General features: G+C 71.7%; 23 protein-coding genes. 13 read left to right on the forward strand and 10 right to left on the reverse strand.

Translation table 11 applies throughout. The annotated features are described in order from the left end of the window. The first annotated feature begins 41 nt into the window (after positions 1–41). On the forward strand, positions 42–581 hold the full coding sequence (locus ACIBD9_RS26980) for a DUF1360 domain-containing protein (RefSeq protein ID WP_238661501.1): 540 nt from the start codon (positions 42–44) through the stop codon (positions 579–581). 57 nt (positions 582–638) lie between these two features. Here the strand turns inward: ACIBD9_RS26980 and ACIBD9_RS26985 are convergent, their stop codons facing one another. The 5 genes from ACIBD9_RS26985 to ACIBD9_RS27005 form a co-directional block, all read right to left on the reverse strand. Next, positions 639–833: a hypothetical protein gene (locus tag ACIBD9_RS26985; protein WP_091405645.1), complete on the reverse strand. Its 195-nt coding sequence runs from the start codon at positions 831–833 to the stop codon at positions 639–641. A gap of 49 nt (positions 834–882) precedes the next feature. Then, positions 883–1,116, reverse strand: coding sequence for a hypothetical protein (locus ACIBD9_RS26990; protein ID WP_396721978.1), 234 nt, complete (start codon positions 1,114–1,116; stop codon positions 883–885). A 64-nt stretch (positions 1,117–1,180) separates the two neighbouring features. Further along, complete coding sequence (locus tag ACIBD9_RS26995) at positions 1,181–1,864, reverse strand: SDR family NAD(P)-dependent oxidoreductase (protein ID WP_396721873.1); 684 nt, start codon at positions 1,862–1,864, stop codon at positions 1,181–1,183. A 103-nt stretch (positions 1,865–1,967) separates the two neighbouring features. Next, entirely contained in the window at positions 1,968–2,819 is an 852-nt protein-coding gene (locus ACIBD9_RS27000) for a helix-turn-helix domain-containing protein (RefSeq protein WP_396721980.1), read from the reverse strand. Between the two features lie 292 nt (positions 2,820–3,111). Continuing rightward, a complete protein-coding gene (locus tag ACIBD9_RS27005) occupies positions 3,112–4,206 on the reverse strand; it encodes a 3-deoxy-7-phosphoheptulonate synthase (RefSeq protein ID WP_196929802.1) in 1,095 nt (364 codons plus the stop codon). A 273-nt stretch (positions 4,207–4,479) separates the two neighbouring features. Here ACIBD9_RS27005 and ACIBD9_RS27010 point away from each other — a divergent pair, with 273 nt between their 5' ends. Then, on the forward strand, positions 4,480–4,698 hold the full coding sequence (locus tag ACIBD9_RS27010; protein WP_387168372.1) for a hypothetical protein: 219 nt from the start codon (positions 4,480–4,482) through the stop codon (positions 4,696–4,698). Here the strand turns inward: ACIBD9_RS27010 and ACIBD9_RS27015 are convergent. After that, positions 4,665–5,414 carry a phosphodiesterase gene (locus ACIBD9_RS27015; protein WP_396721875.1) on the reverse strand — a complete coding sequence of 250 codons (750 nt, stop codon included), beginning with the start codon at positions 5,412–5,414 and terminating at the stop codon, positions 4,665–4,667. The two genes, ACIBD9_RS27010 and ACIBD9_RS27015, sit on opposite strands and share 34 nt — an antisense overlap. Positions 5,415–5,516: 102 nt before the next feature. Between ACIBD9_RS27015 and ACIBD9_RS27020 the strand changes: the two genes are divergently transcribed. From ACIBD9_RS27020 to ACIBD9_RS27070, 11 genes are all read left to right on the forward strand, one after another. Beyond that, positions 5,517–6,806 carry a M16 family metallopeptidase gene (locus ACIBD9_RS27020; RefSeq protein WP_396721877.1) on the forward strand — a complete coding sequence of 430 codons (1,290 nt, stop codon included), beginning with the start codon at positions 5,517–5,519 and terminating at the stop codon, positions 6,804–6,806. Next, positions 6,803–8,140: a M16 family metallopeptidase gene (locus tag ACIBD9_RS27025; protein ID WP_396721878.1), complete on the forward strand. Its 1,338-nt coding sequence runs from the start codon at positions 6,803–6,805 to the stop codon at positions 8,138–8,140. The genes ACIBD9_RS27020 and ACIBD9_RS27025 overlap by 4 nt, the downstream gene beginning before the upstream one ends. 230 nt (positions 8,141–8,370) lie before the next feature. After that, positions 8,371–9,396, forward strand: coding sequence for an aspartate-semialdehyde dehydrogenase (locus ACIBD9_RS27030; protein WP_387168359.1), 1,026 nt, complete (start codon positions 8,371–8,373; stop codon positions 9,394–9,396). Between the two features lie 185 nt (positions 9,397–9,581). Beyond that, on the forward strand, positions 9,582–10,022 hold the full coding sequence (locus ACIBD9_RS27035) for a PPOX class F420-dependent oxidoreductase (protein WP_396721982.1): 441 nt from the start codon (positions 9,582–9,584) through the stop codon (positions 10,020–10,022). A 103-nt stretch (positions 10,023–10,125) separates the two neighbouring features. After that, the gene (locus ACIBD9_RS27040; protein ID WP_396721880.1) at positions 10,126–10,809 is read left to right on the forward strand and encodes a TMEM175 family protein; all 684 of its coding nucleotides are present in this window, start codon (positions 10,126–10,128) and stop codon (positions 10,807–10,809) included. A gap of 73 nt (positions 10,810–10,882) precedes the next feature. Then, positions 10,883–11,299, forward strand: a complete 417-nt coding sequence (locus tag ACIBD9_RS27045) for a CBS domain-containing protein (protein ID WP_387168351.1) — start codon at positions 10,883–10,885, stop codon at positions 11,297–11,299. A 311-nt stretch (positions 11,300–11,610) separates the two neighbouring features. Next, positions 11,611–11,985 carry an SCP2 sterol-binding domain-containing protein gene (locus ACIBD9_RS27050; protein ID WP_387168348.1) on the forward strand — a complete coding sequence of 125 codons (375 nt, stop codon included), beginning with the start codon at positions 11,611–11,613 and terminating at the stop codon, positions 11,983–11,985. Beyond that, complete coding sequence (locus ACIBD9_RS27055) at positions 11,985–14,045, forward strand: glycogen debranching N-terminal domain-containing protein (protein ID WP_396721882.1); 2,061 nt, start codon at positions 11,985–11,987, stop codon at positions 14,043–14,045. The genes ACIBD9_RS27050 and ACIBD9_RS27055 overlap by 1 nt, the downstream gene beginning before the upstream one ends. 95 nt (positions 14,046–14,140) lie before the next feature. Beyond that, positions 14,141–14,893 carry a lysophospholipid acyltransferase family protein gene (locus ACIBD9_RS27060; protein ID WP_396721884.1) on the forward strand — a complete coding sequence of 251 codons (753 nt, stop codon included), beginning with the start codon at positions 14,141–14,143 and terminating at the stop codon, positions 14,891–14,893. A 154-nt stretch (positions 14,894–15,047) separates the two neighbouring features. After that, the gene (locus ACIBD9_RS27065; RefSeq protein WP_396721886.1) at positions 15,048–15,650 is read left to right on the forward strand and encodes an isochorismatase family protein; all 603 of its coding nucleotides are present in this window, start codon (positions 15,048–15,050) and stop codon (positions 15,648–15,650) included. Between the two features lie 4 nt (positions 15,651–15,654). Then, positions 15,655–16,635: a GlxA family transcriptional regulator gene (locus ACIBD9_RS27070; RefSeq protein WP_396721887.1), complete on the forward strand. Its 981-nt coding sequence runs from the start codon at positions 15,655–15,657 to the stop codon at positions 16,633–16,635. On the opposite strand, the gene ACIBD9_RS27075 is transcribed toward ACIBD9_RS27070, so the two are convergent. The 4 genes from ACIBD9_RS27075 to ACIBD9_RS27090 all read right to left on the reverse strand — a co-directional run bounded on the left by ACIBD9_RS27075 (position 16,517) and on the right by ACIBD9_RS27090 (position 20,378). Continuing rightward, positions 16,517–17,239, reverse strand: a complete 723-nt coding sequence (locus ACIBD9_RS27075) for a hypothetical protein (RefSeq protein WP_396721889.1) — start codon at positions 17,237–17,239, stop codon at positions 16,517–16,519. The two genes, ACIBD9_RS27070 and ACIBD9_RS27075, sit on opposite strands and share 119 nt — an antisense overlap. A 73-nt stretch (positions 17,240–17,312) precedes the next feature. After that, complete coding sequence (locus ACIBD9_RS27080) at positions 17,313–18,026, reverse strand: response regulator (RefSeq protein ID WP_387168331.1); 714 nt, start codon at positions 18,024–18,026, stop codon at positions 17,313–17,315. Beyond that, positions 17,999–19,210 (reverse strand): hypothetical protein, encoded by a 1,212-nt coding sequence (locus tag ACIBD9_RS27085; protein ID WP_396721891.1) that lies wholly within the window; start codon positions 19,208–19,210, stop codon positions 17,999–18,001. The genes ACIBD9_RS27080 and ACIBD9_RS27085 overlap by 28 nt, the downstream gene beginning before the upstream one ends. Continuing rightward, on the reverse strand, positions 19,200–20,378 hold the full coding sequence (locus ACIBD9_RS27090; RefSeq protein ID WP_396721893.1) for a sensor histidine kinase: 1,179 nt from the start codon (positions 20,376–20,378) through the stop codon (positions 19,200–19,202). The genes ACIBD9_RS27085 and ACIBD9_RS27090 overlap by 11 nt, the downstream gene beginning before the upstream one ends. Positions 20,379–20,676 lie beyond the last annotated feature (298 nt).

Below are 20,676 nucleotides of genomic sequence, written 5' to 3' on the forward strand. Positions count from 1 at the left end.
CGTTCGCGTTTCCACACCACCACGACATGTGAGGAGATCGGGTGAGCGACACTGGCCTGCGGCAGAAGGCGGCCCGGCTGCGCCGGGCGTACGCGCCGCACGAGCACCGGCCGCTCGGCGGCTACCTGGTGGCGATGGGTGCCTACGCCGGGGTGACCGGGGCTATCGCCGGTCTGGTCAAGGCGACCGGTCGGCCGGTGCCGGAGCGTCCCGCCCCGTCCGACGTGGTGCTGCTCTCCATCGCCACGCACAAGCTGAGCCGGTTGCTGTCCAAGGACGCGGTGACCAGCCCGCTGCGAGCGCCGTTCACCCGCTACGACCGGCCGATCGGCAGCGGCGAGGTGATGGAGCAGGTCCGCGACTCGGGCAGCCCGACCCGGCACGCCATCGGCGAGTTGCTGAGCTGCCCGTTCTGCCTGGCGGTCTGGGTGGCCACCGGGCTGACCGGTGGTCTGGTGCTCGCGCCCCGGCTCACCCGCCTGGTGGCCACCGCGCTCACGGCGGTCGCCGCGTCCGACTTCCTCCAGATGGCGTACGCGACGGCGCAGCAGGCCGCCGAGGGTGGGCACGACGACGACTGACGAGCAGGACACGCGAAGGGGGGCCGGCTGACGCCGGCCCCCCTTTTCTCGTACGCCTCAGCGCTGCATGCCGGACCAACCGTGCGGCGACTCCGGCTCCCGCTCGTCCTCGTCCGCCCCGGTGATGATGTCCCGATCCACCGCCGTACGGTCGTGCTCGTTGGCGAAGTCCGGCTCGGGCGTGGTGTCCCTGCCCTTCGGGGGCTGACCCAGCGCCGGCACCTTCTCGTCGTGGTCCTCGTGGTGCGTCATGTCGGTGTCCCTCCTGCGGTCATTCACGCGATGGTGCCGCCCAGGTCGCTCACCCGATGGAACCGCCCAGCAGGTCGCTGGCCTCGTCCACCGAGTACTCGCCCTCGGGAAGCGCGTCGATGCGGGCGAGCAGGTCCGGCGGGAGTTCGGCGGCCACCGCCCGGCGATAGATCTGCGCCTGGGTGACCCGCTCCTGCGCCCGGTAGATGTCGTCGAGCAGGTCGTCGAGGGCCTGGGTGTCCGGCTCGCCGGACACGGATGCGTCGTCGGTCACCTCGATCAGCTACCCGGGGCGGAATCGGTCAAACGTCACCCCAGTCGGCCCACGTACCCACGGCGCCGCCTGCTCACCAGGGCAGTTCCCCTGCCTCGTCCTGGAAGGTCCCGGTGGGTCCGCCGGGGCCCAGGGTCGCCAGGCGCACGACGTTCCGGGCGCTCTCCGCTACTGGTCGTCCGATGCCGAAGGCGGCGGTCATGTCGGTGGCCGTGGTGCCCGGTTCGAGGGCGTTGAACTTGATGCCCGGCTGGGACTTGGCGTACTGCACGGTCAGCATGGTGGCCGCGGACTTGGACGCCGAATACAGCGCGACCGGTAGACCGAACTCCGGCCGCTCGGGGTTGGTCACCGCCCAGAACGATCCGGCGCTGCTCGAAATGGTGACGACGTTGGGATTGGCTGACCTGCGGAGCAGGGGCAGCGCCGCCTCCGTGACGCGCACGATTCCCACCGCGTTCGTGTCGAAGGAGCGCAGGGCTGCCGGGCCGTCGAGTCCGGTCTCCAGAATGCCCGCGTTGTGCACCAGGACGTCGAGTCGGCCCTCGGCCGCGTCGATCGTCGCCAGTGCGCTGCGCACAGAGGCATCGTCGGTCACGTCGAGCTGGACGAACCGCGATCCGAGCGCCGCCGCGGCTTTCTCACCCCGCTCGACATCACGCGCGCCGATGTAGACCTCGTGCCCCAACTCCAGAAGCTGTCTGGCGGTCTCGAAGCCAATGCCCTTGTTGGCCCCGGTGATCAGTGTGACGGTCATGTCCCGAACGCTAGCCACGGCAGGTCGACGTACCCGGAGCCCTCTTGAGACGGGGGTCTGACAGGACCCCCTCTGATCGCTCGAAAGTGCGATCGGCACCGTTTCAGGTCCTGGCGAGCTGGCCCGCCTTTGGCTCGCGGATGGCGGAGAGGCCGGCGGAGGCAAGGAGCGTCAGCTTCTCCGCGTCACTGGACCCGGCGTCGGCGTGGTACACGACGAGCATCAGGCCCTCCGCTCCGGCGATGCTCAGCCGTTCGCGGTTGAGGGTCAGCTCCCCGACCTGCGGGTGATTGAGCCGAATCGGCGTCCCGCGCTGTCCGCGTACCTCGTGGCGTGCCCAGAGCTGGCGGAACCGGGCACTCGCCAACGAGAGTTCTCCGGTGAGTTCGATGAACCGGGGGTCGTCGATGTCGGTGCCCACGGCCTGTCGCAGGTTCGCGACGAAGCACTCCGTCATGTTTTCCCATTCCGGATGCAGTGCCTGCTCGGCCGGGTTCAGGAACAGGTCCCTGAGTTGGTTGCCCCCCTCGGCGAGGCCTGGAGAGAGAGCCTGGGCGAGCCTGTTCGAGGCCAGGATGTCGAAGTACCGGCCCTCGATGAAAGCGGGCTGAACGAGGGAGCCCAGAAGCTTGAGCGCACCGGCCGGAACGGCTTCCCTGGGCGGTCGGCGTCTGCGCTTTCGAGTGGAGCCCGTGACAAGCGTCAGCAGGTAGGCCAGGTGCTCCTCGTCGAGCTGCAGTACGCGTGCGATGGACTCGAGCACCTGCACGGACGGGTTGCGGTCACGCCCCCGTTCCAAGCGCAGGTAGTAGTCCGCGCTCAGGCCGGCGAGCATGGCGACCTCCTCACGCCGCAGGCCTGGCACGCGTCGTACGCCCCCGTGCGGGATGCCGGCCTGCTGCGGTGTCACCAGCGCTCGGCGAGCACTCAGAAAAGCGCCAAGCTCGTTCGACATCTCACCCACAAATCGATCGTATGACCGGGCCGGACGGTTAGCGGGGGTCCTGTCGCACCCCCGGCTCCCCGCTGCTGGCCCGCCTACCGACAGCGCCGCCCCCGACCTTGTGAGTCGGGGGCGGCGCTGGTGTCGGTGTGCAGGTCGCCTCTCGGCGAGTGGCACTACGCGGCTCCAGCCGGACGGTATTCCGCGAAGGCTATTTAGGTGAGGCCCGGGGACACTGGACACACCGACACCCCTGTCAACGAGCCGACCCCCGCTCGTGTTCCGTCGGCCGCGGTGTCGGCGGTCACACCGTCGTGGGCAGGGTGGCCCGACGGGCCCGGACGGCCGAGGCGAGGTGGTCGAGCACCTCGGCGGTGTCGTCCCAACCGAGGCAGGCGTCGGTGACCGACCGGCCGTACTCCAGCTCCCGGGTCGGGTCGAGCTCCTGCCGGCCGGGCAGCAGGAACGACTCCAACATCACGCCGGTGATGCCACGCTGGCCGGCGGCGAGTTGGGCGGCCACGTCCGCGGCGACCAGCGGCTGGTTGCGGTGGTCCTTGCCGCTGTTGGCGTGACTGGCATCGATCACCAGCCGCTCCGGCAGGTCGGCCGCGCGGAGCAGGTCGAGCGCGCCGGCGACCGACTCGGCGTCGTAGTTGGGCCGGCCGCCCCCGCCGCGCAGCACCAGGTGCCCGTCGGTGTTGCCCCGGGTGTGCATGATCGCCGGGGTGCCGGAGAAGTCGATGCCGGGGAAGACGTGCGGCACCCCGGCGGCGCGAATCGCGTCCACGGCCGTGCCGATGCTGCCGTCCGGTCGGTTCTTCATGCCGATCGGCATGGACAGGCCGGAGGCGAGTTGGCGGTGCACCTGGCTCTCCACGGTGCGGGCACCGATCGCGCCCCAGCCCACGGTGTCCGCGATGTACTGCGGGGTGATCGGGTCGAGGAACTCGCAACCCACCGGCAGACCGAGGCGGAGCACGTCGAGCAGCAGCGCCCGGGCCAGCCGCAGACCGGTGTTGACGTCCCCGCTGCCGTCCAGGCCGGGGTCGTTGATCAGGCCCTTCCAGCCGACGGTGGAACGTGGCTTCTCGAAGTAGACCCGCATGACGATCAGCAGGTCGTCGGCGAGCCGGTCGGCCGCAGTCCGCAGGCGCTGCGCGTAGTCGAGGGCGGCGGCCGGATCATGCACCGAGCACGGGCCGACCACCACCAGCAGGCGGTCGTCCTCGCGGTCCAGCACGCGACCGACCGCGCGGCGGCCGGTCAACACGGCCGCCGCGAGCGGGGCGTCCAGGGGCAACTCGTGGTGCAGCAGGGCGGGCGTGGTCAGCGGTACGACACGGTCGATCCGCTGATCGCTGACCCGATCGGTCTCCGGGGTCGTCACGGTGGGCATCCTTCCGCCGACCGTGCCCGGGGCCGGTACCCGGGACGAGCCGGCTGCTCGTACGCAAAAGGGCAGGAACGACAGCTCCTGCCCAGCCGGCTCGATCCGTGGTGACGTCAGTTCATGGTGAAGTCACCGGCGTGCGAGCCGGCTGCCTAAACCATCGATAGGAACGCGTCACCGGGCCAGCGTACCCGACCGGGCGCGGTGACCCGGTCTGTCGTCCCAAGATGCGGGGCGAAGATCGCGTGCCGCGGGTGCGGTCGGGGTAACAGGGGTGCCATGACACACGAGCAGAGCGATCAGGACCGGGTGGAGTCCCGGGCGCACCACCTCCTGCCCGAGGAGACGGCGGTGGGCAGCGACGACCCGGAGGCGCAGGCCGAGGCCATCCTCGCCGACTCGGACATCCGCGAGGCGGACCAGAACGCCGCGCCGGACACGGTGCTGGAACGGCGTACCTCGGATCAGACCGTGGTCGCGGTCGAACCGCCGGACTGAGCGGTCGCCCCGCGCGCCCGGCGCGACCCCTGGTAGGTCTGGTCCCGCAGCCAGGCCAGCGGACCTGCCATCCGCAGTTCGGGTGGCAGGTTGCGCACCGGGTCGAAGGCGAGCGCGGCGTCCTCCTGCGCGTTGAGTTGGGCACCGAGGCTGACCTGCCCGACCAGCCGCCACGGCCCGACGGCCGACGCGACCGCGAGCACCAGGCGCGGGGTGTCCGTCCGGGTCGCGGCGGCCGCCGCGGCCAGGCTGCGACCGAGGTCGACCGAGTCGGGGTCGGCCAGCGCCGCCAGCCAGAGGCGGTGCCGACCCGCCCGGTAGTAGGTAATGGTGCTGTACGTGCCGGTGAAGCGGCGTCGGGGCAGCGGCAGGTTCCGCAGCACCGGGGCCGCGCCGCTGGAGCTGACCAACAGGTCGAACGGCCGGCCGCCGTCGCGGTGCAAGCGCAGGGCGAGGCCCAGCACGTCGGGCCAACTGCCCGGCGTGGGCGTTCCCTTGGAGAGCCGGACGGTGGTCCGGTACCGGCCGGGGTGGTCCAGCAGAGCGACCCCGGTGGGCGGTCCGGGCGTACCCCAGATCACCGTCTCGCCGACGAACGAGCGACCGGCCGGATGCAGCAACCGGCCGCGGCGCAGTCGGCCGAGTGCGGCGCTGGCGCGTTCGACGGCGGTGGCGGCCCGGCCGGCGGACCGGGACGGAGGCGGGGTGACTGTCATTCCTTCCCGGTACCCAGTGCGGCGGCCCCGATGCGGCCCTGGTCGGCTCGCCGACCGACCGCACGTCACCTTTCCGCCCCCGAGATCGGATAGCGTCGGGGCATGCCCGACAGCGGTTACCCCTGGCCCATTCAGACGTCCCGACTGGACAACGGCCTGCGCGTGGTGGTGAGCGAGGATCGCACCGCGCCCGCCGTGGCCGTCAACCTCTGGTACGACGTCGGCTCCCGGCACGAGCCGGCCGGGCAGACCGGTTTCGCCCACCTCTTCGAGCACCTGATGTTCGAGGGCTCGGTGAACGTGGCGAAGACCGAGCACATGAAGCTGATCCAGGGCTCCGGCGGCTCGCTCAACGCCACCACCAACCCGGACCGGACCAACTACTTCGAGACGGTCCCGGCCGAGCACCTCGAGCTGGCGCTCTGGTTGGAGGCCGACCGGATGGGCGGCCTGGTCCCCGCCCTCACCCAGGAGACGCTGGACAACCAGCGGGACGTGGTCAAGAACGAGCGCCGGCAGCGCTACGAGAACGTGCCGTACGGCGATGCCTGGCTGCGGTTGCTGCCGCTGCTCTATCCGCCGGGGCACCCCTACCACCACGCGACGATCGGCTCGATGGCCGACCTGAACGCCGCCGACCTCGCCACCTTCCAGGCGTTCCACCAGACCTACTACGCGCCGAACAACGCGGTGCTCACCGTGGTCGGCGACGCCACCGCCTCCGACGTGTTCGCGCTCGCCGACAAGTACTTCGGCGCGCTGCCCGCCCGCGACGACATCCCCCCGGCACCGGACGGCCGCAACGTCCCCGCCACCGGGCAGACGGCCGTCGAGTCGGTGAGCGCCGACGTGCCGGCGCCGCGGGTGTACATCGCCCACCGCAGCTACCCGTTCGGCAGCCCCGGGTACAACGTGATCACCGTGCTCGCCACAGTCCTCGGCAGCGGCCGGGGCAGCCGGCTCTACCAGCGCCTCGCCGACGGCGAGAGGATCGCGCAACCGGACCTCGTCGGGGCGTACGGGGTGGACCTCGCCCACGCCCCGGCACCGCTGATCGCCACCGCCACCGCCCGCCCGGGAGTGAGCGCCGAGCGGCTGGCCGAAGGGCTGGCCGATGTCGTCGACGAGCTGGCCACCGTGCCGGTCACCACCGCCGAGCTGGATCGGGCCAAGGCGTTGCTCAGCACCGGGTGGTGGCGTCAGCTGTCCACGGTCGACGGCCGCGCGGACCTGCTCGGCCGGTACGCCACCCAGTTCGGCGACCCGGCCCGCATCGCCGACCAGTTGCCGGCCCTGCTCGCGGTCACCGCCGAGCAGATCGCCGAGGCCGCCGCCGACGTGCTCGCCACCGACCGGGTGACCCTGACCTACCTGCCCGAGGAGACCTCATGACGCTGATCGCCGACCGTCCCGGCCCGGGCGCGGCCCGCCCGTACCGGTTCCCGCCGGTGGTCCGCCGCGCCGTGGCCGGTGGTCAGGTCGTCGCCGCGCACCTGCCGGGGCAGAACCTCGCCGTGGCGCTGCTGCTGCTCGACGTGGGCGCGGGCCAGGAGCCGGTCGGCAAGGAGGGCCTCTCCGGTGTGCTGGCCAAGGCGTTGGAGGAGGGGACCGCACAGCGCGACGCCGCCGCGTACGCGCTCGCCGTCGAAGGGCTCGGCACCGCGTTGTCGACCGGTCTGGACTGGGACTCGTTCCAGGCCAGCGTGGTGATCCCGGTGGACCGGCTGAGTGCCGCCGTGGAGCTGCTCGCCGAGGCGGTCCGGACGCCCAAACTCGACCCCGCCGACGTACGCCGGGTCCGCGACGACGAGGCGACCGCGCTGCGGATGGACTGGGCCAATCCCGGCCCGCGTGCCGACGCCGCGCTGCGCGCGGAGCTGTTCGGCGCGCAGAACCGCTGGGGGCGGCCCATGCACGGCGACCCGGAGTCGGTCGCCGGGTTGGACGTGGAGGACGTGACCGTCTTCCACTCCGAGTGGTTCCTGCGCCCCGGCACCCTGATCGTCGCCGGTGACCTGGACCGGATCGACCTGGACGCGCTGGCCGCCGCCGCGTTCGCCGGCACCGGTGGTGGCCCCGCCGAGCGGGGCGGCCCCATCGAGGTGCCGCTGCACAGCGGTCGGCGGATCATCCTGGTGGACCGACCCGGCTCGGTGCAGTCCACGCTGCGGCTGGGCCACCCGTCACCCCACCGGGCGCACCCCGACCACGTGCCGATGACGCTCGCCGGCACGGTGCTCGGCGGGGCGTTCACGTCCCGACTCAACCACCTGCTGCGCGAGGTGCACGGCTACACCTACGGCATCCGGGGTGACTTCGCCGCGTCCCGGCGGTTCGGTCGGTTCGCGGTCAGCTCCGGCGTGCAGACGGCAGTCACCGCGCCGGCCCTGGTCGAGGCGGTCGGCGAGATCACCCGTACCCAGGCCAACGGGGTGACCGAGGACGAGCTGGAGGTGGCCCGCTCCTGGCGGGCCGGGCAGCTCTCGGTCGAGTTGCAGAGCCCCCGGGCGATCGCCTCCGCGCTGACCACCCTGGTGGTGCACGACCTGCCGGACGACTACCACGCGCGGTTGCGTGAGTCGCTGCTCTCCGCCGACGTGGAGCAGGTCTCCGCGGCGGCAGCCACCCACCTGCACCCGGAAGCCCTCACCCTGGTCATCGAGGGCGACGCCGCAGCAATCCGCGCAGACCTGGAGTCCACCGCCCTAGGAACCCTCCTGCCCTAACTCCTCCTCCCTCCCATCACGGCTCTCGCGCTACCTGTCGTGCCGTTGATCATGAAGTTGTTGTCACTCGCCACGGGGTGTCGCGGCAATAACCTCATGATCGACGGGAGAGGGGTGGGGGAGTTGGGGTCGGGGGAAGGGGGGTGGGGTGTGGGGTGGGGTGTGAGGTGGGACCCGGGGGGTGGGAAAGGGGTCCCGGTTTCGGGGGTGGGGTCGGTAGCCTCGCGGGCATGAGGATCGGCATTGTGGGGGCCACCGGCCAGGTCGGTGGCGTGATGCGGCAGGTGCTGGCGGAGCGGGAGTTCCCAGCGGAGCAGGTGCGGTTGTTCGCCTCGGCGCGGTCCGCCGGGCGGGCGCTGCCGTGGCGCGACGGCGAGGTGACCGTCGAGGACGCCGCGACCGCGGACTATTCCGAGCTGGACATCGTGCTCTTTTCCGCCGGTAAGGGCACCGCCCGGGAGTTGGCACCCCGGGTCGCCGAGGCTGGCGCCGTGGTGATCGACAACTCGTCGGCGTTCCGGATGGACCCGCAGGTGCCGCTGGTGGTCGCCGAGGTCAACCCGCACGCCGCCCTGGACCGGCCCAAGGGCATCATCGCCAACCCCAACTGCACCACGATGGCCGCGATGCCGGTGCTGCGTCCGCTGCACGCCGAGGCTGGCCTGGTCGGCCTGGTCGTCTCCACGTACCAGGCGGTCTCTGGCGCCGGGCTGGCCGGCGTCGCCGAGCTGGACGAGCAGGTCCGCAAGGTGGCCGAGCACGCGGCCGGGCTGGCCTTCGACGGGTCGGCCGTGGAGTTCCCCGCGCCGCGCTCGTTCGCCCAGCCGATCGCCTTCAACGTCCTCCCGCTGGCCGGTTCGATCGTCGACGACGGCTCGTTCGAGACCGACGAGGAGCAGAAGCTCCGCAACGAGAGCCGCAAGATCCTGGAGATCCCCGACCTGAAGGTCTCCGGCACCTGCGTCCGGGTGCCGGTCTTCACCGGGCACTCGCTCCAGATCAACGCCCGGTTCGCCCGGCCGCTCACCCCGCAACGCGCCCACGAACTGCTGGCCGACGCGCCCGGGGTGGCACTGACCGACGTCCCGACGCCGTTGCAGGCCGCCGGTCAGGACCCGACCTACGTGGGTCGGATCCGCGCCGACGAGACCGCGGAGTACGGGCTGGCCCTGTTCTGCTCCAACGACAACCTGCGCAAGGGCGCCGCGCTGAACGCGGTGCAACTCGCCGAGCTGGTCGCCGCCGAACGCCGCTGACCGGCGTGGTCGCCAGCACACCGAGCGCTCGCCGAGCCCTCGCCGTCCGTCGGCGGGGGCTCGGTGCCGTTCCGGGCGGTCGCCCTGCCGTTCCGGGTCGCCCTGCTGTTCCGGGTGGTGGCCCGCGGCGGCCGGCAGGTCGTGCTTGGATGGGTCGGAGACGATCGTCCAACCTGGAGGACACCATGCCGGATGACCGCACCCAGCAGGCGTTGACCGATCTGGTGGCCGGCCACTCGATGGGCGTGCTCGCCACCATCAAGCGGGACGGCCGTCCGCAGCTGTCCACGGTGCTCTACTCCTTCGACCGGGACGCGGGCGTGATCCGGGTCTCGGTCACCGACGGCCGCGCCAAGACCGCCAACCTGCGCCGCGACCCGCGGGCCAGCTTCCACGTCAGCAGCGAGGACGGCTGGGCGTACGCGGTGGTCGAGGGTCGCGCCGAACTGACCCCGCCGGCCAGTGAACTCGGCGACGAGACCGTCGAGGAGTTGGTGGCGCTCTACCGGGGGCTGAGCGGCGAACACCCCGACTGGGACGAGTACCGCCAGGCCATGGTCGACGAGGGGCGGATCGTGCTGCGCCTGCACGTCGAGCGGCTCTACGGGATGCCGCCCCGGGGCTGACGCCAGCGCCGCCGACGCGTGCCGCCCGTGGGCGGGTGTGCCGCTCCGTCGACGGGTATACCGCCCTGCTTCACCGTTGTGGGACATCGGGGAGGGCGTGGGGATGGGCGAGGGCACGAGCAACGACGGGACCCTTCCCGGCGGCCCGCCCCTGCGGCGGGAAACCTCCCGACTGCTGTCGTTCAGCGACGGGGTCTTTGCCATCATCATCACGCTGCTGGTGCTCGACCTCCAGCCTCCCCGGGTCGGCCGCGGTCAGCTGCTGCACGCACTGGTCGAGCAGTGGCCCGCGTACCTCGCCTATGTCACGTCGTACGTGTACGTGGCGGTGAGTTGGCTGAACCACCGAGCCGCCTTCAACCGGGTGCAGAGCAGCGGGAAGGCCCTCCAGTGGTACAACCTCGCGGTGCTGTTCAGCACCGCGCTGCTGCCGTTCGCCACCTCGGTCATCTCACAGGCCATGCGGGAGGGCGACCGGGCGGACCAGCGGACCGGCGTGGTCGTCTACGGTCTGGTCGGCGTGCTGGTCACGGTGAGCTGGCTGGGGCTGTACCACTACCTCGCCCGGCATCACGATCTGCTGGACCAGGCGGTGCCGCGTCGGTTCTTCCCGGCCGAACGGGCACGGGCCGCGATCGGCCTCGGGGGGTACGCGCTGGCGATCCTCGTCGGATTCCTGGCCAGCCCGCTGTTCGCGCTGGTGATCTTCCTGTTGTTGCCGGCGTTCTTCAGCCTTACCAGTAGCGGTCTGTACGAGCTACGACGCCTGCGGCACCCACGCGGATAGGCCGGGGCCGTGGGCGTTACCCCCTCCCGGGCTGCGGGTAGACGGGGCGTGCCGACACCGAGAGGGGAGCACCATGACAACGGTCGGAGAGTTCATGACGACCCGGTTGGTGACGATGGACGGCAATGACACGCTCATCTCAGCCGCGCAGGAAATGCGTGACAGCGCGATTGGCGATGTGGTGGTGACCGACGGCGACAGTGTGGTCGGCATCGTCACGGACCGGGACATCACGGTCCGAGGTGTCGCGGAGAACATGGACCCGGGCTCGACCCGGTTGAACCAGATCACCACTCGCGACGTGATCACGGTGAGTCAGAACGACGATGTCGTGGCCGCCGCGGACCTGATGCGGACGTACGCCGTACGCCGACTTCCGGTGATCGACGACGGGCGCCTGGTCGGCCTGATTTCGATGGGTGACCTCGCGGTCGAGCGCGAACCGCAGTCGGTCCTGGCCGACATCAGCGCCGACGACCCGAACAACTGACCGTCCGCCGCGGGCACGCGCCGGCCCTCCCCTTGGGGAGGGCCGGCGCTGTGGCATCCCCACCCCTCCAATCCCCGGGTGATCAAGAGGTTCGCGTCACGACACGCCGGAGGCGATGACGCAAAGCTCTTGATCACCGGCGCGGGGCAGGGGGTGGGGCGGGGCGGCGGCGGGGACCGCTCACCCGATTTGGGCGAGGTTGGTCGGGGGAGCGGCGGGGACCCGTGCGGGGACGTGCAACGCCGGCCGTCCGCGCGACGCGAGCGCGGTGGGTGGGATCCCCGGCCCGGCAACTGGGAGGAGTGGACCCGATGGTGGACGCGACCACGAGGTTCTTCGAGGACCTGGACCGGCGGGGGTATGAACCCCTGCTGGCCAAGACCTCCGGGACACTGCGGATCGACCTGCACGAGGGGGCGCAGACCCGGCACTGGCTGCTGAGGATCGATCACGGCCGGCTGAACGTCAGTCAGGAGGACCGGGAGGCCGACACGGTGATCGGCGCGAGCCCGGTCCTCTTCGACGACATCGCCTCGGGGCGCGAGCACGGCCTGGCCGCGCTGTTGCGGGGGGACATGACGGTGACGGGCGACGCTCGTCTCGTCGTCCAGGTGGAGCGGATCTTCCCGGGTTCCCCGGACGCCCGTGGGCCGCGCCGGCGTTTCGCCGGGGAGGTGCAGCACTGATGGGGCAGAGCAACACGATCCGGATCCTGGACGGCAACACCTTCGTCGTCTGCGAGGACACCGGTGACATCGAGGCGACGCCGACCGAGCCCACCGGGCTCTTCTCCATCGACACCCGGTTCCTGTCGACCTGGGTGCTGACCGTCAACGGGGAGCGACTCAACTCGCTCTCCTTCGACGACCTGCAGTACTTCGAGTCGCGGTTCTTCCTGGTCCCGGGGATGGCCACGCACTACGTGGACGCGAAGCTGTCGATCATCCGGGAGCGCGCGGTGGGCGGCAGCTTCTGTGAGCAGCTGACCATCCTCAACCACGACGAGAAGCCGGTCGACCTGGAAGTCCGGATGGACGCGGCGTCGGACTTCGCCGACCTGTTCCAGGTCAAGGACGAGATCCTCAACAAGAAGGGCGAGATCTACACCGAGGTGGAGTCGGACCGGCTGCGGTTGGGGTACCGGCGGGGAAACTTCCGGCGGGAGACAGTCATCTCGTCGTCGATGTCGGCCCGGTACGACAGCAAGGGCTTCGCGTACACCGTCCACCTGGAGCCCAACGAGCAGTGGAATGCCTCGATCGACGTCCAGACCCACGCGGTCGGGCCCGGCGGCCGGGACCTGCGTTTCGGGCTACGCACACACGGCACGGAGCGGCTCGCCCTCCAGCACGACCTGGAGAAGTGGATCGCCGACGCACCCAAGGTCAACAGTGAGCACGGCCGGGTGGCCAGCACGTACCGGCGCAGCCTGATCGACCTGGCGGCGCTGCGCTTCTCGCCGCTGTCGCTGGGCGGCGCCACCCTGCCGGCCGCCGGCCTGCCCTGGTTCATGACCATGTTCGGTCGAGACAGCATCCTCACCTGCCTGCAGACACTGCCGTTCACCCCGCAGTTGTCGAAGACGACGCTGCGCATCCTGGCGTCCCTGCAGGGCAGCCGGTTCGACGACTTCCGGGACGAGGACCCGGGCCGCATCCTGCACGAGATGCGCTACGGCGAGACCGCGGCCTTCGAGGAGCAGCCACACTCGCCGTACTACGGCTCGGTGGACGCGACGCCGTTGTTCATCGTGCTGCTCGACGAGTACGAGCGGTGGAGCGGGGACGTCGCGCTGGTCAAGGAGTTGGAGCAGGAGACCCGGGCTGCGCTGAGGTGGATCGACAACTACGCCGACCTCGTCGGCAACGGCTACATCTGGTACGAGCGACGCAACACCGACACCGGCCTGGAAAATCAGTGCTGGAAGGACTCCTGGGACTCGATCTCCTACTCCGACGGCACGCTGCCGCCGTTCCCAAGGGCCACCTGTGAGGTGCAGGGGTACGCGTACGACGCGAAGGTCCGCGCGGCGCGGTTGGCGCGCGAGTTCTGGGGTGACCCGGAGTTCGCCAACCAGTTGGAGCGGGAGGCGGCAGAGCTGAAGGAACGGTTCAACCGGGACTGGTGGGTGGAGGACGGCGAGTACTTCGCCCTCGCCCTGGACCCGGACGGCCGCCAGTGCGACATCCTCAGCTCCAACATCGGCCACCTGCTGTGGAGCGGGATCGTCGCCCCCGAGCGGGCGGAGAAGCTCGCCGCGCACCTGGTCGGGCCGCGGCTCTTCTCCGGCTGGGGGGTCCGCACGCTCGCCGAGGGGGAGACGCGGTACAACCCCATCGGCTACCACAACGGCACGATCTGGCCGTTCGACAACTCGTTCATCGCCTGGGGTCTGCGCCGCTACGGCTTCGCCGAGGAGGCCGCGACCATCGCCAACGGCATCCTGGACGCGGCCACGTACTTCGACGGCCGGTTGCCGGAGGCGTTCGGCGGCTACCCGCGGGAGCTGACCAAGTTCCCGGTGGAGTACCCGACGGCGTGTAGCCCGCAGGCCTGGTCGACGGGCACGCCGCTGCTGCTGCTGCGCACCATGCTCGGTCTGGAGCCGCACGAGGGTCACCTGGCGGTCGAGCCACGGCTGCCGGTGGGCATGGGTCGCATCGAGGTGCTGGACATCCCGGGTCGCTGGGGCCGGGTGGACGCGTTCGCCCGGGGTCGGATGGACCTGAACAAACTCTCCGACTGACCGACTCGACCGCCGAACCGGCGGTGCCGCGCCGCCCGCGTCGCCGCCGGTTCGCCACCCAGCCGATCCCCAGCCCGGCAGGGTAGATTCTGCGGATGCCGGAGCTCGTGTACCCGCCCGTAATCGCCGCCGCCAAGACGCTGTTCCGGGTCCTCGACCTGAAGATCACCATCGAGGGCGCCCACCACGTACCCCGCACGGGCGGGGCGGTGCTGGCCAGCAACCACGTCAGCTACCTCGACTTCATCTTCGCCGGTCTGGGCGCGAACGCGTCCGGCCGGCTGGTTCGGTTCATGGCCAAGGACTCGGTCTTCACGCACAAGATCTCTGGCCCGCTGATGCGCGGGATGCGGCACATTCCGGTGGACCGGCAGGCCGGTGCGGCCTCGTTCCGCGCCGCCGTGGGCGCGCTCAAGCGGGGCGAGGTCGTCGGCGTCTTCCCCGAGGCGACGATCAGCCGGTCGTTCACCGTCAAGGAACTCAAGAGCGGCACGGTCCGGATGGCCCGTTCCGCGAAGGTGCCGGTGCTGCCGGTCGCGTTGTGGGGCACCCAGCGCCTCTGGACCAAGGGTCGCCCGCGCACCCTGACCCGCCGGCACACGCCGATCACCATCCTGATCGGCGAGCCGATCAACCCGGCGGACTTCCCGGACCCGAACGTGTTGGCCGCCGAGCTGACCACCCGGCTCAGCGCCCTGGTCGACCGGGCGCAGCGGGACTATCCGGACACTCCGTCGGGCCCGGACGACACCTGGTGGCAGCCCGCGCACCTGGGCGGCAGCGCGCCCACGCCGGAAGAGGCGGCCGCTCTGGACGCCGCCGCCGAGCAACGCGCCCCCAGCGCCTGACGCCCGAGCGTGTGTCGAAGTCCTCGCCGGGCCGTGTTGGCGCCCGCCGCAGGCCGGCCAGGGGCTTCGGCGCACGCCTCGTTGGCCGGATCGTTCCGCACCCGGGCAGAATGGTGTCTGCCGGCGCGCACGCCGTCCGACCAGGATCGACGTCATGAGCAGAGCAGCACTCGTCGTGATCGACGTGCAAGAGTCCTTTCGCCAGCGCCCGATCTGGGCGTACGGCTCCAACCCCGACCTGATCCGCCAGGTCGACCGGCTGGTGACGGCCGCCCGTCAGCGCGGAGACCTGGTGGTCTGGGTTCTGCACGCGGAGCCCGGCACGGGCGGGTTGTTCGACCCCGCCGTCGGCCACGTGCGGCTGATCGACGGGCTGGTGCCCGCCGAGGGTGAGCCGACGCTTGTGAAGACCGCGCACAACGCGTTCACCACCACGAACCTCCAGCAGCTCCTCACCCAGGCGGGCAGCACCGACATCACCGTCTGCGGCATCCGCACCGAGCAGTGCGTGGAGACCACCACCCGGGTCGGCGCGGACCTCGGCTACCGGATGACCTTCGTCAGCGACGCCACGCTGACCTTCCCCATCCCACATTGGGACCTGCCGGAGACCGCAACGGTCGCGGAGATCCTCGCCGACCCGCGCACCCTGACGAACGAGGAGATCGTGACCCGCACCGAGTACGCGCTGGCTGGCCGCTTCGCGACCATCCGCAGCGTGGACGAGGTCGTCGGCGCGGCCCTCGCCGGGGGCTGACGTCGTGACCCGGGTCGTCTTCCTGCTGGTCCCACAGCTGCACCTGCTGGATCTCGCCGGGCCGGCCCAGGTCTTCTCCAGCGCCGCCGACCTCGGGTACGACTATCAGCTGCACTACGTCGCCGAGCGCGAGCAGGTGCCCACCGTGCAGGGCGTACCGCTGGTCGCCGACACCCGGTGGCCCGAGCTGGCCCCGGACGACCTGGTGATCGTGCCCGGTTGGCGGCCGGCGGCGCACGGGCCGCAGGGGCCGGTGTCGCCCGGCGACCTGCGGCGGCTCGCCGAGCACCACGCGGCCGGCGGCACGGTGGCCAGCGTCTGCGCCGGGGCGTACGCGCTCGGGCGGGCCGGGTTGCTCGACGGCCGGCGCTGCACCACCCACCACGAGGTGCAGGACGACCTGGCCCGCCGGCACCCGGCGGCCCAGGTCGTCCGCGACGTGCTGTACGTGGTGGACGACCGGGTGGTCACCTCGGCGGGCATCGCCAGTGGCATCGACGTGGCGTTGCACCTGGTGGCGACCCGGCACGGCCCGGCGACCGCCGCGAAGATCGCCCGCACGCTTGTCGTCTACGCCCGCCGCAACGGGCACGAGCCGCAGGCCAGCGCGCTGATGCGGCACCGCTCACACCTGTCCGACTCGGTGCACCGGGTGCAGGATCTCATCGACAGCCGGTACGCCGAGCCCCTGCGGCTGGCCGAGCTGGCCGCCGCCGGCGGCGTGGCCGAACGGACCCTGACCCGGCTGTTCCGGGCGAGCACCGGCCTCACCCCGCTCGGCTACCAGCAGCTGCTCCGGGTGGAACGGGCCGAGCACCTGATCGGCCACGGCACCACCGTGGAAGCCGCCGCGCGGGCCGTCGGCTTCACCGATGCCCGGATGCTGCGCCGCCTGCGAGCCCGCCCCACGAGGTCGGATCCGGTCTTGAGCGGTAGTAGTCGTCCCGGGAGTGGAACTCCACCGGCAACGAGCCGGGCAGCGTGATCCGGGTGTCCCCGGCGAGCAGACCGGGGCCGGCCCGCAGCAGCAGCACGTCGCGCTCCTGGGCCGAGAGGTCGACCAGTTGTGGGCGATTGAGCCGGAACATGGCCACCGCCCGGCGGACCTGCCGGGCCAGCGCCACGACCTCGGCCGCCGCCCCGCTGAGGGCCAACGCCGGCTGCTGAATGGTGCGCAGCGCGTCGCAGACGATCAGCAGCTGCGCCGGGGCGCCCTGCTCGGTCGCCGGCACCTCCAACCGGGACGGCCACTGCCAGCGGATCTGACCGCTCATCAGCCCGTTCAGCCGAGCGGGTGGCCGGGCCCGGTGCGTGCCGTCGGCGACCAGCGACAGCTGCGAGCCGCTGCCCACCCAGCAGATCCGCTGATCGGTGACGGTCACCGCGACCGGCTCGGGTAGCTGCCAACGGCGTCGCACCTCGCTCGGCCCGAGCAGGTAGCCCGCGACCAGCAGCCGGTGTCGCCCGAGCACCCGCTCACCGGGCCTCGGTCGCAGGTTGTAGCGGCGGTCCAGGGTCGGGCCCACATCGTCGTCCGGGGCGTCGAACCGGTGGGGACCGATGAAGAAGGGGGACGCGTCGGCGTGCATCGTCACGACCTTCCGGTCAGCTGGGCTGTGTAGTGAAGCCTGGCGGACCGGAGCGACCCTGTCATGACGCCTGTTAGGGGGTCGTCCGGTCGTGTGTCGCCTGTGACCGGTAGATGCCGATCTCCTCCGGGCGGACGAGACCGTCCTCGATCGCACGGGCGAGGAGTGCCGCCTTTGTGGCGGCTGGCCGCCCCGCCCGGGTGTACTTGATCCGCGCCCGGTCGACGTACTGCTTGACCGTGTGCTCGCTGATCTGCATCCGCCGGGCCACCGACGCCTTGGACATCGACTGGAACCAGAGCAGCAGCGCCTCACGCTCCTTGTCGGACAGCATCGGCCGATCCGGCCGCGGGTCGCCGACCATCGCACCGGCCAGCGCCGGCGGCACGTACGGGCGGTCGCTCGCGGCGGCCAGCACCGTTTCCACGCAGTGTTCGCGGCCCTCGTGCTTGGCCAGGAACGCCACCGCCCCGGCGTCCAGCGCGGCGAGCATCGTCTGCGGGTCGGTGTGCTCCGAATAGACCACCACCCGACGCCCGGCGGCGCTCAGCTCGGCCAACTTGTCCAACGCCATCCGCCCGTGCAGCCGCAGGTCGAGCAGGACGACGTCGGCGTCCGGCGCCGCGCGCAGCACCTCGTCCGGGTCGTCGCCGGTGGCGAGCACCGTCAGGCGCGGCTCGGTGGCGAGCCAGGCGCGGACCCCCTCGACCACCACCGGGTGGTCGTCGACGATCGCCACCCCGACCGGCCGATCGCCGGTCACCGCCGCCACCGGGTCTGCGCCCATCTGATGTTCCCGTCCCGTTCGTAGAGGTACTGCACCGGCCCCCCGTCGTCGTGCTCGCCGGGTGGCGGGCCGGTCGCCTCCGGCCCCTCCCGGTCCGGGGTGACGAGGCTGACCACCACCTCGTCCGAGCCGGAGACCACGGTCAGTCGTGCCCATCCCCGGGCGTCGGCGAGGGTGCCGGTGAGCGGGTCGGCCAGTTGGCGGCGGACCTCCACCGGCAGCGGCGGCGGGGTGCCGATGGTGACCAGGTCGATCGGTAGGCCATTGCGTTCCGCCAGGTCGGCGGCGGCTCGCAGCTCGTGCAACAGCGGGTCGGGCACATCGTCGGACTCGGCGATCAGGCGGCGCAGCCGGGCGGCGGCCAGCATGCACCGGCGCTGCACCTCCGGGTCGTCCGGATCGGCCTGGCCGGCGGCCAGGTCACCGAGGACCCGCCCGGCCGCCGAGCTGACCAGTGCGAGCCGGTCCCGGCGTTCCCGAAGGCCCCGCTCGGCGGCATCGCGCTCGGCGGCCATCGCGTGGCCGGCGGCCGAGACGGCGGCCCGCTCCCGAGCCAGGCCGACGATGACCGTGCTGCCCACGAAGACCGCCACCGGCAGCGAGAACGTGCCGTAGACGTACATCACGTAGCGGGCCACGTCGGCCGGGTCGGGGCCGTGCCCGAGCACGGCGACGAGGGCGATCAACGCGTGCGTGCTGAGGAGCGCGATCAACCCCAGGACGCGCCGACCCCACACCGCCAGCACGAAGAACCAGCCGAGCGTGCCCCACACCCAGTTGGCGGCCGTGAACAACTGCCGCTCACCGGCTGCGGCGAAGACCGCCGCGTCGACGACCAGCAGCAGCGCGGCCAGTGGCCACGGCGGCAGCGGCGAGCCCTGTAGCAGTCGCACCCCGGCCACCGCGCCGGTCACGGCGACGAGTATCCAGGCGCCGAGCACCACCGCTGGCGCGGCGAACTCCGCGCGGGCGGACAGCACCGCAGGCAGCGCGATCGCGACGTGCCACACCAACGCGATGGCGACGGCGGCGATCCGGGCACCCCGGTCGGACGCGTGCGCGACGGCGGCCGGCGCGGCGAGCGCCGCGGGGGAGACCGGCTCCCGAGGCGTCGGAACGCTCCTCCGGTGCGGTGCCTCCGGAGCATCGGTGGGGTGCGCCGGGGTGTTCAGGTCAGCCGACACCGGGCCACTCCAGTCGAATCCGGGTGCCGGCGCCGACCGTCGAGTGCACGTCGGCCCGCCCACCGACCGTCGTCATCCGGCCGCGGATCGACTCGCGCAACCCGTACCGGTGCGGTGGGACGGTGGCCAGGTCGAATCCGGGGCCGTCGTCGACGACCTCGACCACGACGCCGATCGCGTCCCGGGTCAGCCGCAGCGTGGCCCCGGCGCCCGGCGCGTGACGGACCACGTTGGACAGCGCGGCGTAGGCGCTCTCGCTGATCGCGTCGGCCACCCCGACCGGCACGGCGCACGACGCCAGGTCCAGCCGTACCGCAAGCTCGGGCAGCCGGTCGACCACCGCCCGCAACCGTCCGTCGAGCGGCACCGGGCCGTCGCCGGCCACCGGCCCGCCGTCGGTGAGCGAGACGAGGGTACGCAGGTCGGCCGCGCACCGGTCGCGGAAGACAGTCGAGGGACCGGCCACCGCGCCCAGCCCCACCATGGTCAGCGTCCCGAGCACGGTGTCGTGCAGATCGCGGTTCTGTTGGCGTTCGGCCTCGCGGGCGGCACGCGCGACCAACGCCTCCCGGGTCAGCCGCTGGTGTTCGACGAAGGCGCGGTCCGCCCGGCCGATGCGTCGGCGCATGACCGCCGCCATCATCGCCGTGCAGGCGGTCTGCGCCAGCAGCGTGGCGGCGTGCGCGCGAGCTTCGGTGGGGTTGCCGGCCGCCTGCGCCCCGGTCACGTAGGTGGCGATCACGAGTAACCCGGTCGGGATCGACCAGCGCGCCGGGGCGGTGGCCTGCGCGTTGATCACCGTGGTGCTGGCCAGCACGGCGATCCAACTCCCCTCGCCGGGCAGCACCTCGGGCGCCACCAGCACGGGAATGAGGAGGCAGGCCAGCGCGGTGACCGCCACGTCACCGGCGACGAGGGCGGGGCCGATGCCGTGGCGCAACGCGCGGTGTGCGTACCAGAGGGACCAGCCGGTCAGCACACCCACAGCGGGCAGTAACACCGCCTGCTCGACCGGCGGGGTCTGCACCGACACGGCCACCGCCGCGGCGAACAGCCCGCAGCTCAGCCGCAGCAGCGCCGGCAACGTGGTGAAGATGAGGCCCAGGGCCCCGCCGGCCGGATTGTCCAGCGTGGTCGGCGGCACGGTTGGGGTGGCAACGGCCGGCATCGGGAAGTGTCCTTCCGACAACGACCCGGTCCGGGTCCACGCGGCGTAGATCGACATCGGACAATAGCATGGGCGACGTCACGGGCCGACCCTTTGTGTGCGGAGTGTCGCTAATGTGTCACTCTGTGCTGCGGGGGTTGGAGGAGGTTCACCGGTTGCCGTAGAGATCGACGAACTCCACTACCGGACCGTACGCCTCGTGCCGTGGTTCCTCCAGGAAACGCCCACCATCCGGTCGATCATTGGGCCAGGCGCTGCGGCCGGCTGGAACCGGGCCGGCCCGTCGTCCGTCTCATCC

Source organism: Micromonospora sp. NPDC050784 (assembly GCF_044456765.1).
GTDB classification, from domain to species: Bacteria; Actinomycetota; Actinomycetes; order Mycobacteriales; family Micromonosporaceae; genus Micromonospora; species Micromonospora foliorum.